Below are 9731 nucleotides of genomic sequence, written 5' to 3' on the forward strand. Positions count from 1 at the left end.
TAGCGGCGCCGAATCTCAGCTAAGTTGGCGTTCCATGGCGCGCTATATTTTTATTACGGGCGGCGTGGTTTCCTCGCTGGGCAAAGGTCTTGCTTCGGCGGCGCTGGGCGCGCTGCTGCAGGCGAGGGGCTATTCTGTCCGCCTCCGCAAGCTCGATCCCTATCTGAACGTCGATCCCGGCACGATGTCTCCGTATCAGCACGGGGAGGTCTTCGTGACCGATGACGGCGCGGAGACCGATCTGGATCTGGGCCATTATGAACGCTTCACCGGCGTATCGGCGGCGCAGTCCGACAACATCACCACGGGCCGGATCTATTCCAACATCCTGGAGAAGGAGCGCCGCGGCGATTATCTGGGCGCGACGGTTCAGGTCATTCCGCACGTCACGGACGAGATCAAGAATTTCGTCCTGAACGACGCCGGTGATGCGGATTTCGTGCTTTGCGAGATTGGCGGCACGGTCGGCGATATCGAGGGTCTGCCCTTCTTCGAGGCGATCCGTCAGCTGGGCCAGGAGCTGGGCCGCGACCGCGCCCTGTTCATGCATGTCACGCTGCTGCCCTTCATCAAGGTGGCCGGTGAGATGAAGACCAAGCCGACCCAGCATTCGGTGAAGGAGTTGCGCTCCATCGGTATTCAGCCGGACATCCTGCTGTGCCGTTGCGAAAGCCATATCCCGGCGGACGAAAAGCGGAAGATCGCTCTGTTCTGTAATGTGCGCGAAGGCAGCGTCATTCAGGCGCTGGATTCAGCGTCGATCTATGACGTGCCGCTGGATTACCACCGCGAACGGCTGGACAGCGAGGTGCTGGAGCATTTCCGCATTGATGACGCGCCCAAGCCGGACCTGACGCGCTGGCAGGACATCTCGGACCGCATCTCCAATCCGGACGGCGATGTCACCATCGGCGTGGTCGGCAAATATACCGAGCTTCTGGACGCCTATAAGTCCCTGACCGAGGCGCTGGCCCATGGCGGCATCGCCAACAACGTAAAGGTCCGCATCAAGTGGATCGAAAGCCAGCAGTTCGAGGACGAGGAAGAATCCGTCAACGCGCTGGAGGATGTTCACGCCATTCTCGTGCCCGGCGGCTTCGGGGAGCGGGGCGCGGAAGGCAAGATTCGCGCTGTGCAGTTTGCCCGCGAGCGCAAGATTCCCTTCTTCGGCATCTGTTTCGGCATGCAGATGGCCGTGATCGAGGCGGCGCGGAACCTGGCCGGCATCAAGGACGCCGGATCGACGGAGTTTGGCGGACAGCCCGAACCGCTGGTCGGCCTGATGACCGAATGGATGCGCGGCAACGAACTTGAGAAACGCGCCCGCGACGGCGATCTTGGCGGCACCATGCGTCTTGGCGCATATCAGGCGGCCCTGAAGCCGGGCAGCCGCGTGCATGAAATCTATGGCTCGGCCGAGATCAGCGAGCGCCACCGCCATCGCTATGAAGTGAACAATCACTATTGCGAACAGCTGGAATCGCAGGGCCTGAAATTCTCCGGCATGTCGCCGGACGGCCTGCTGCCGGAGATCGTCGAATTCGAGGATCATCCTTGGTTTATCGGGGTCCAGTTCCACCCGGAACTGAAGTCCCGGCCGTTTGAACCGCACCCGCTGTTTTCCAGCTTTATCGGGGCCGCGGTCGAGCAAAGTCGGCTGGTCTGATCTTTTTCCTGTGACCGATGCATCCAATCGGTTCGTTCAATTCATCCCTATTTCCTGAAACGGGCGTATAATGCGCCCGAGGCTTCAAGGGATGGGCATGATGAAAACGAAATTGCTTCTGGCCGCTGCGGCCGGGGTTCTGCTTTCCGGAACGGCAAACGCACAGGACGGCGATTTACTGCCGCTGGGCTCTTTCGATTCGCTGGATGTCGGGGGGCAATTTGAACTGGAAGTCACTGTAGGCCCGGAGGCGTCGGTCCGGATCGATGCATCGGACAAGGATGCCGATGAGCTGTCCATAGAGGTCAAGAATGGCGAGCTGGACATCGATCAGCGCGCCCGCTTCCTCGGCCGCACCCGCAGTCTGGACGCCCGCATCACAGTAACCATGCCTTCTCTGGAAGAGGCCGAATTTTCCCGCGGGATCGACGCCGCGGTCAGCGGAGATTTCACCGCGCCGCTGGAGATCGACGTGTCCACCGGGGCGCTGGTCAGTTTCCAGGGGACATGCGATTCACTGTCGCTGGACGTATCCACGGGCGGCGAGCTGGAAGCGCGGGGACTGGAGTGCCGCGAGGTGTCCGCTGACGCGTCAACCGGCGGAGTCGCCGAGCTTTATGCATCCGAACGGTTCTCCGGCGATGCCAGCATGGGCGGCGTTCTGGATGTCTATGGCGACCCCGCCAGCTTTGACGCGGAATCCAGCATGGGCGGCGACGTCACGCGCCACCGCTAGGGCGCGAGGTCGCGCGCTTTAGAAGCATTGCAGGGGCTGGCTGCGAAATTCCGCGTCACAGCCTTGAGAAAAAGCGCGAATGAAGCTATTTGCGCGGGTCACTGAACACGGCGCGTTCAAAAGCGCGCCGTTTTTGTTTCGCGAACAATTATACGGAGACGGGCCGATGGCCGTTCCTAAGAGAAAAGTCACCAAGTCCAAGCGCGGCATGCGCCGTAGCCACGACCAGCTGTCCAGCCCGGCTTATGTCGAGGATCAGGACACGGGCGAACTGAAGCGCCCGCACCATATCGATCTCAAAACCGGCATCTATCGCGGCCGGCAAGTGACCGAACCCAAAGAATAGCATCAAAGGCGGTTCGCCGATGACGGCCATTGTCGACATCATCGGTCGCGAGATCCTCGATAGCCGGGGATTTCCGACCGTTGAGTGTGAAGTTGTGCTCGAAGATGGCGCGGTTGGCCGCGCCGCCGTGCCCTCCGGCGCCTCCACGGGCGCGCATGAGGCGCATGAGCTGCGCGATGGCGGCGACCGTTACGCCGGCAAGGGCGTCGAGAACGCGGTCGAAAACGTCAATGGCGAAATCTTTGACGCGCTTTCGGGCTTCGATGCGACCGATCAGAGCCGCATCGACCAGGTTCTGATCGGGCTGGACGGGACAGAAAACAAGTCCCGTCTGGGCGCAAACGCGATTCTGGCCGTCTCCCTGGCGACCGCGAAGGCGGCCTCCGACTCCATGGGACTGCCGCTGTATCGTTATGTCGGCGGCGTTCAGGCGCGGGTTCTGCCGACGCCGATGATGAACGTGCTCAATGGCGGCGCGCACGCCGACAATCCCATCGACATTCAGGAATTCATGATCATGCCGGTTGGCTTCGACCGGTTTAGCGACGCCCTGCGCGGCGGCGCGGAAGTGTTTCATGCCCTGAAATCCCGTCTGAAGCAGGCGGGCCTGTCCACCAATGTCGGCGATGAGGGCGGCTTCGCCCCCGATATTAAATCGGCCGGCGAGGCGCTGGATCATATCACGGCGGCCATCAAGGACGCCGGCTATGAAATCGGCGAGGAAATGGTCTTCGCCCTGGATTGCGCGTCTTCCGAATATTTCAAAGACGGCAAATATAATCTGGCGGGCGAGGGGCGCACCCTCAGCGCCGATGAACACGCCGCCTATCTGGCCAAGCTGTCCGAGGACTATCCCATCGTCTCCATCGAAGACGGGATGGACGAGGATGACTGGGATGGCTGGAAGGCGCTGACCGATCAGATCGGCGACCGCGTGCAGCTGGTCGGCGACGATCTGTTCGTGACCAACCCGGAGCGGCTGGCCGACGGCATCAGCCGCGGCGTCGGCAACGCAATCCTTGTGAAGGTCAACCAGATCGGCACGCTCAGCGAAACGCTGGAAGCGGTCGATATGGCGCATCGCTCCGGCTATGCCGCCGTGATGTCGCACCGTTCCGGCGAGACCGAGGATTCGACGATCGCCGATCTGGCGGTCGCCACGAATTGCGGACAGATCAAGACGGGATCGCTGGCGCGCTCTGATCGCCTGGCGAAATACAACCAGCTTCTGCGCATCGAAGAGGCGCTGGACGACATGGCCGTTTACGCGGGCCGGAACTTCCTCGCCAATTAGGGCGGATTTCTCCGGCTGCGTTTACCAGCCGCTAACCCTGTTTCTTTGCCTTTCGCTAAGGCTCCGCTGTCATTTTCATGCCATCGAGTTCGCGGATCATAATCGCGGATCAGGGGTGAGTGACCGTGAAAGCCATAAGGCGCGCCATACCGACTTTTTTCCTCGCCGGACTGGTAGTCTATTTTGGCTATCATGGCCTGTCCGGCGATCAGGGCGTTCTGGCCTGGGCCGGCTACAAGACCCATATTTCCGAACTTGAAAGCGAACTGAAAGTCGCGCGCGCCGAACGCCGCGAGCTTGAAGACCGCGCCGCGCGGCTGCGTGAAAGCTCGCTGGATCTGGATCTGGTTGACGAGCGCGCCCGCGAAATCCTGAATTTCGCAAACCCGGATGACTATGTCGTCCGGCTGGAGGCAGATGCTTCGCATGTGAATTGAATTCACTGCACAGCTTCTGTCAGCCCGCTTTACGTCAGCGTCATTTACTGACTACATCCTCTCGCCGGGCGCGTCATACGCGCCGCCTTCACCTGTCAGGCGAGAGACCATGGCTGAACGCAAGACCACAAAATCCCCGTCCCGCAGCAAATCGGCTTCCAGCCGGTCTTCAAAGCCGAAGATCGACGCGAAGCAGGATGAATTGCTGCATCTTTACAAAGAGATGCTGCTGATCCGCCGGTTCGAGGAAAAGGCCGGCCAGCTTTATGGCATGGGGCTGATCGGCGGCTTCTGTCACCTCTATATCGGGCAGGAAGCGGTCGTGGTCGGCATGCAGGCCAATCTGAAACCCGATGACCGCGTGGTAACCGCCTATCGCTGCCACGGCCATATGCTGGCCACCGGCATGGACCCGAAAGGCGTGATGGCCGAGCTGACCGGGCGCATCGACGGCTATTCCAAGGGCAAGGGCGGCTCGATGCACATGTTCAGCCGGGAAAAGAATTTCTTCGGCGGGCACGGCATTGTCGGCGCGCCGGCGCCGCTGGGAGCGGGCCTGGCGTTCGCGCATCAATATGCCGAGGACAACGGCGTCTGCCTGACCTATTTCGGCGAGGGCGCGGCGAACCAGGGTCAGGTCTATGAGGCCTTCAACATGGCCTCGCTCTGGAAGCTGCCGACCGTCTTCATCATCGAGAATAACCGCTACGCCATGGGCACTTCCGTACAGCGCGCCGCCGCGCACTCGGAAGGCCTGTATGAGCGCGGCGCCGCCTTCGACATTCCGGGCGAGCAGGTTGACGGCATGGACGTGCTGAAAGTGCGCGACGCCGGCAAGAAGGCGGTCGAACACGCCCGTTCCGGCAAAGGCCCCTATATTCTGGAAATCCAGACATACCGCTATCGCGGCCACTCCATGTCCGACCCGGCGAAGTACCGCACGCGGGAGGAAGTCCAGGACATCCGCGAAAAATCCGACCCCATCGACAAGGTCAAAGCTTGGCTGCTGGACGCGGGATGGGCCGATGAGGACGGGCTGAAAGAGATCGACAAGGAGATCAAGGCGCAGATCAACGAAGCCGCCGAGTTCGCCAAGGACAGCCCCGAACCCGACCCGTCCGAGTTGTGGACGGACGTGCTGGTGGAGGCGTGATGCGCCGCGCCGTGCTGATACTCGGCCTGACGGCGGCGCTGGCCGCCCCCGCGGCTGCGGGCGATCTGGATCAGCGCCCGGTGGGTGAGAACCCTGAATATGTGCTGACAGGCTGTGAAGCGCCAAAAGCGCCGAAACAGGGCCGTATCCGGACCGTGGACGAATATAACGAAGCGGTAGACCGCCACGCCTCTTATCTGGAGGCCGTAATGGCGCATCTGGGCTGCATCCAGACGGAGGCGCAGGCCGATTATGACCGTCTGGCCGGCGCCATCCACGCGGCCACCACTGCGGAAGTCACCGCCATGCAGGAAGAAATAGACGCCGCCAAATTCGAACTGGATGAGCGGCGCGAGCGTTTTCTTGAAGAAAGCGGCGTTCGCTAGAGACCTCAAAGAGTTGAGACCGTAAGACTATGCCCATTACCGTTACGATGCCGGCGCTTTCGCCTACCATGGAGGAGGGGACTCTCTCCAAATGGCTGGTCAAGGAAGGCGACTCCGTGTCTTCCGGCGACATCATCGCCGAGATCGAGACCGACAAGGCCACGATGGAGGTTGAAGCCGTCGATGAGGGCACGGTCGGCAAGCTGCTGGTCGACGAAGGCTCCGAAAGCGTTCAGGTGAATGCGCCGATCGCCGTTCTTCTGGAAGAGGGCGAGGAAGAGAGCGCGCTGGAAGGTTACCAGGCTGGCGGCGCGTCTGATGCGTCGTCTGACAGCGACTCGGACGACGCCGATGATGGTCGGGATGACGCTGAAGAGTCGGCAGAGGCTCAGCCGGCCAAATCCAAGACCCCGCCCAAGCCCGAAGGCGAAAAAGACGAATCCCGCGCGCTGGGCGTGCCCGCGTTCCGCGGTCAGCCCGATGCATCCGACCCCACGCCGCCCGATGGCACAGAATGGAAACCGGTCGCCGTACGGGACGCGCTTCGCGACGCCATGGCCGAGGAGATGCGCCGCGACGAAACCGTGTTCGTGATGGGCGAGGAAGTCGCCGAATATCAGGGCGCCTACAAGGTTACGCGCGAGCTGCTGCAGGAATTTGGCGCCAAGCGGGTGGTGGATACGCCGATCACCGAACACGGCTTTGCCGGGCTGGGCGTCGGCGCGGCCTTTGGCGGCCTGCGTCCGGTCGTGGAGTTCATGACCTGGAACTTCGCCATGCAGGCCATCGACCACATCATCAATTCGGCGGCCAAGACGCTCTATATGTCGGGCGGCCAGATGGGGTGCCCCATCGTGTTCCGCGGCCCCAACAGCGCCGCCTCCCGCGTCGGCGCCCAGCACAGCCAGGATTATTCCGCCTGGTACGGCATGGTGCCCGGTCTGAAAGTGATTGCGCCTTATGACTCGGCGGACGCCAAGGGCCTGCTGAAGGCCGCCATCCGCGATCCCAACCCGGTCGTCTTCCTCGAACACGAGCTGATCTATGGCGACGAGTTTGACGTTCCCGACTGGGATGACTGGGTTCTGCCCATCGGCAAGGCGCGCATTCGCCGCGAAGGATCCGACGTCACGCTGGTCGCCCATTCCCGGATGGTGAAATTCGCGCTGGAGGCCGCCGAAAGGCTGGCCGAAGAAAATGGCATCGACGCCGAAGTCATCGATCTGCGCACAATCCGCCCGCTGGATACCGAGACGGTCGTGAACTCGGTCAAGAAGACCAATCGGGTGGTTTGTTGCGAGGAGGGCTGGGGCCGGTTCGGCGTCGGCGCTGAAGTCGCCTCTGTCGTGACCGCCGAGGCGTTTGACTATCTCGACGCGCCGCCCGCCCGCGTGCATCAGGCCGATGTGCCGTTGCCCTATGCCGCCAATCTGGAGGCGCTGTCGCTTCCGGGAACCGAAGAAATCATCACGGCCGCCAAGGCCGTCTGCTATCTCGATTAGGGTCTCGAACCATGCCGATTGAAGTCACGATGCCCGCGCTTTCGCCCACCATGGAGGAGGGGACTCTCTCCAAATGGCTGGTCAAGGAAGGCGACTCTGTATCCTCCGGCGACATCATCGCCGAGATCGAGACCGACAAGGCCACGATGGAGGTCGAAGCCGTCGAGGAAGGCACGGTCGGCAAGCTGCTGGTCGAGGCCGGCTCTGAAGGCGTGAAGGTCAACGCGCCCATCGCCCTGCTTCTTGATGAGGGGGAGGACAAGAGCGCGCTGGAGGGCTACCAGCCCAGCGGCGCCGATGCCGGTGGCAGGGATGAATCCGGCGGTGAAGATCAGAAACCAGAATCCGAAGACTCGCCCAAGGCGAAATCTCAAGACAAATCTGCGGATGAAGCTTCCTCCGAGCCAAAGGCCGGCAAGCCGCCCAAGCCGGCTGCTAAGCCCGGGGACGCGGATAAGGCCCTGTCGTCCGACGAGCGCAAGAAGGTTCAGACGGAAACGGACGGGGGCGAGCGCATCAAGGCGAGCCCCGTGGCGCGCCGCATCGCCCTGCATGAAGGCTTCGACCTGGCCGATGTAAAAGGCACCGGGCCGAAGGGCCGGATCGTCAAGGCAGACGCGTTGAAGGCGGCCGAGGAAGGACTGGGCAAGAAAAAGCCGGCCGGGGACAAGGCCGCGCCCAAGGCCGCCGCCCCGGACGCCGCCGCCTCCGCCGACGGCCCGCTGGCCAAATACGGCATCGCGCGCGACCGTTACGAACTGGTCAAAGCCGACAATATCCAGAAAATTTCCGCCAAACGCCTGTCGGAATCCTTCCGGGACATCCCGCACTTCCCGTTGACCGTGGATTGCCGGCTGGATGCGCTGCTGGGCTTCCGCAAGGACATAAACGCCAAGGCGCCGGAGGGCGTGAAGGTCTCGGTCAATGACCTGCTGATCAAGGCGTCCGCCCTGGCCCTGAAACAACAACCCAAGGCAAACGCCAGCTGGACCGATGAAGGCGTGGCGCTGCACAAACACGCCGATGTTTCCGTCGCCGTGGCGATTGAGGGCGGGCTTATTACGCCGATCATCTTCGACGCGGACCAGAAGGGCCTGGCGCAGATCTCCGAAGAGATGAAAGACCTCGCCACTCGGGCGCGCGAGCGAAAGCTGAAGCCGGAAGAATATCAGGGCGGCACGTTCAGCCTGTCCAATCTGGGCATGTTCGGCATCAAGAATTTCGCTTCCGTCATCAACCCGCCGCAGGGCATGATCATGTCCGTCGGCGCAGGCGAGGAGCGGGCGGTCGTCACCGACGGCGCGCTGGCCAAGGCGACCGTGATGACGGTCACGCTGACCTGTGACCATCGCGTGGTGGACGGCGCGACGGGCGCAAAATGGCTGCAAGCCTTCAAACGCTATATCGAAGACCCCGTCACGATGCTGCTTTAGGCGTCCCGGGTTTAAGAAAACCAGTCCGCTAACAGCCCAAAACGCATCCGGTCTGGATAGCGGACGCATCCCTTTTCTGTCGCCATATTCCGCCGACGGCTAACCCGGACGAGAAAACATGCCTGATCGAGTTTCCTTCTACCTTGCGGGGGCTGCGGCCCTCTTCCTTTCCGCCTGCGCTACAGGCGCTCCCGTTTCGGGCGCGGCGGACGCCGGGGCCGAGAGGGATCCTCGCTTCGGGGAATGTCTGGACGAAGACCGGGCCGCGCCGGGAAGTGTATGTGCGATATTCGCCGCGCCTCTCCGCCCTGCGGAACCCGGCGGTGAAAAGATCGATATTTTTGTCCGTAAATTTCCGGCCCAAACTGAACGGGTCGGCGAATTCTGGATGTTGTCAGGCGGACCGGGGGAATCCGGCGCATCCTTCTACACGCGTATTGAGGAATTTCAGGCGCGTTTCCCTGGCTATGACGTGTTCATCCCCGATCATCGCGGAACCGGACGCTCGGCGCGGCTATGCGAGGGCGAAACAGTTCAGAGCGCCGCAGGATCACAACTCGCCGGTCAGGAATTCGGGCCTTGCTTCGGAGAGGTCTGGGAAAACGCGGACCGCACAAAAGCGTTTTCCATGACGAACGCGGCTTACGATCTTGATCGCCTGATTGCGGAATTTGGCGGCTCCGGCCCCCGCTATGTCTATGGCATTTCCTATGGGACGGGTCTGGCCCTGCGCTTTGGTCAGCTGCACCAGGAACGCGTGGACGGACTTGTGCTGGAT

General features: G+C 62.0%; 10 protein-coding genes. All 10 read left to right on the top strand.

What is annotated here, in order from left to right:
* Positions 1-34 precede the first annotated feature (34 nt).
* On the top strand, positions 35-1666 hold the full coding sequence (gene pyrG / locus H2040_RS01110; RefSeq protein WP_287153574.1) for a CTP synthase: 1632 nt from the start codon (positions 35-37) through the stop codon (positions 1664-1666).
* Between the two features lie 100 nt (positions 1667-1766).
* Positions 1767-2402, top strand: a complete 636-nt coding sequence (locus H2040_RS01115) for a head GIN domain-containing protein (protein WP_287153576.1) — start codon at positions 1767-1769, stop codon at positions 2400-2402.
* Between the two features lie 166 nt (positions 2403-2568).
* The gene (gene rpmF, locus H2040_RS01120; RefSeq protein ID WP_027068375.1) at positions 2569-2748 is read left to right on the top strand and encodes a 50S ribosomal protein L32; all 180 of its coding nucleotides are present in this window, start codon (positions 2569-2571) and stop codon (positions 2746-2748) included.
* A gap of 19 nt (positions 2749-2767) precedes the next feature.
* Positions 2768-4042, top strand: coding sequence for a phosphopyruvate hydratase (eno, locus tag H2040_RS01125; RefSeq protein WP_022697792.1), 1275 nt, complete (start codon positions 2768-2770; stop codon positions 4040-4042).
* Positions 4043-4161: 119 nt separating this feature from the next.
* Entirely contained in the window at positions 4162-4479 is a 318-nt protein-coding gene (locus tag H2040_RS01130) for an FtsB family cell division protein (protein WP_287153581.1), read from the top strand.
* A 109-nt stretch (positions 4480-4588) separates the two neighbouring features.
* The gene (gene pdhA, locus H2040_RS01135; RefSeq protein WP_287153583.1) at positions 4589-5632 is read left to right on the top strand and encodes a pyruvate dehydrogenase (acetyl-transferring) E1 component subunit alpha; all 1044 of its coding nucleotides are present in this window, start codon (positions 4589-4591) and stop codon (positions 5630-5632) included.
* Complete coding sequence (locus tag H2040_RS01140; RefSeq protein ID WP_287153585.1) at positions 5632-6018, top strand: hypothetical protein; 387 nt, start codon at positions 5632-5634, stop codon at positions 6016-6018. The genes pdhA and H2040_RS01140 overlap by 1 nt, the downstream gene beginning before the upstream one ends.
* Before the next feature lie 29 nt (positions 6019-6047).
* Positions 6048-7520: a pyruvate dehydrogenase complex E1 component subunit beta gene (locus H2040_RS01145; RefSeq protein ID WP_287153587.1), complete on the top strand. Its 1473-nt coding sequence runs from the start codon at positions 6048-6050 to the stop codon at positions 7518-7520.
* 11 nt (positions 7521-7531) lie between these two features.
* On the top strand, positions 7532-8953 hold the full coding sequence (locus H2040_RS01150; protein WP_287153590.1) for a pyruvate dehydrogenase complex dihydrolipoamide acetyltransferase: 1422 nt from the start codon (positions 7532-7534) through the stop codon (positions 8951-8953).
* 388 nt (positions 8954-9341) lie between these two features.
* A partial coding sequence (locus tag H2040_RS01155) for an alpha/beta hydrolase (protein WP_287153592.1) occupies positions 9342-9731 on the top strand: 390 nt, incomplete at its 3' end.

Origin of the sequence: Euryhalocaulis sp. (assembly GCF_013911995.1) — a bacterium.
Classification (GTDB): Bacteria; Pseudomonadota; Alphaproteobacteria; order Caulobacterales; family Maricaulaceae; genus Euryhalocaulis; species Euryhalocaulis caribicus.